The organism is Streptomyces antarcticus, from assembly GCF_026627255.1.
In the GTDB taxonomy this organism is placed as follows: domain Bacteria; phylum Actinomycetota; class Actinomycetes; order Streptomycetales; family Streptomycetaceae; genus Streptomyces; species Streptomyces antarcticus.
Genome location: NZ_JAPNLM010000080.1, coordinates 1 through 1274, shown reverse-complemented (window position 1 = coordinate 1274; position 1274 = coordinate 1). Strand labels below are relative to the sequence as shown.

At 66.2% G+C, this 1274-nt stretch carries 1 protein-coding gene; it reads left to right on the top strand.

The genetic code is table 11. The features are described from left to right. Window positions 1-121: 121 nt before the first annotated feature. A complete protein-coding gene (locus OTB16_RS39105; protein WP_267727709.1) occupies window positions 122-1240 on the top strand; it encodes an IS630 family transposase in 1119 nt (372 codons plus the stop codon). Window positions 1241-1274: the final 34 nt, after the last annotated feature.

Here is a 1274-nt window from a genome sequence, read left to right as displayed (position 1 = left end):
CTAGTGCGTTGTCCACGAACGTTCGCCGGGCTGGGTGACCGGGCGGTTGGTGTTCGGGATGCTGGTTCTGTCAGCCTCACTCTCGATGGCAACATGTTCGCTGTTGAGGGTGGGGTCGTGGATGGCAGAACCGGTCAGGGCACGGCGGTTGACCGATGACGAGGGACAGCGGCTGCAGCGGATCGTCCGGCGTGGCAGACATGAATCGGTGCGGGTTCGACGGGCTTTGATCATCATGGCGTCGGCGTCCGGGACCCCGGTAACGGCGATCGCCCGGCTGGTCGCCGCTCATGAGGACACGGTTCGGGACGTCATCCACGCGTTCAACGAGAGGGGCCTGGCAGCCCTGGACCCTCAGTGGGCGGGAGGCCGTCCCCGCCTGATCAGCGATGAGGAACGAGAGTTCATCACGGCGACGGCCAAGACCCGCCCCGTCCAACTCGGGCGTCCGTTCACGCACTGGAGTCTTCGCAAGCTCGCCGATTACCTGGCCCGCAACCGGGTCCGGGTAGTCAAGATCAGCCGGGAACGGCTGCGGCAGATCCTGCGCGAGCATGGAATCTCCTTCCAGCGCACTCGGACCTGGAAGGAGTCCAAGGACCCCGACAAGGACATCAAACTCGACCGCATTGAGCACGTGACCAGGCATTTCCCGGATCGCTGCTTCGCCTTCGACCAGTTCGGCCCACTGTCGATCCGTCCCTGCCACGGCTCCTCCTGGGCCAAGGAGAAGAAACCGGACCGGCTGCCGGCGACCTACCACCGCACCCACGGCATCCGCTACTTCCACGGCTGCTACTCCATCGGTGACGACCAGCTGTGGGGCGTGACCCGGCGCCGCAAGGGCGGTGACCACAGCCTCGCGGCACTGAAGTCGATCCGTGCCGCCCGGCCCGACGGCGCACCCATCTACGTGATCATGGACAACCTGTCGGCGAACAAGACGCCGGCGATCCGAACCTGGGCGGGCAAAAACAAGGTCGAGTTATGCCTGACACCGACCAGTGCGTCGTGGGCCAACCCGATCGAGGCCCAGTTCGGGCCCCTACGGAACTTCGTCATGGGAGGTTCCAACCACCCCAACCACCCGGCCCTGGCCCGGAAGCTGCAGGACTACCTGCGGTGGCGCAACGCGAATGCCCGACACCCCGACGTCCTGGCCGCCCAACGTCGCGAACGCGCCAAGGTCCGCAGCGAGCGCCAACAGCGCTGGGGCCGACCACGGCCCCAAGCCGCCTGACCGACCCGGCCAACGTTCGTGGACAACGCACTAG

Coding starts and splice junctions, on each gene's coding strand:
- OTB16_RS39105 (WP_267727709.1), top strand. CDS start 122: ATGGCAGAACCGGTCAGGGCACGGCGGTTGACCGATGACGAGGGACAG.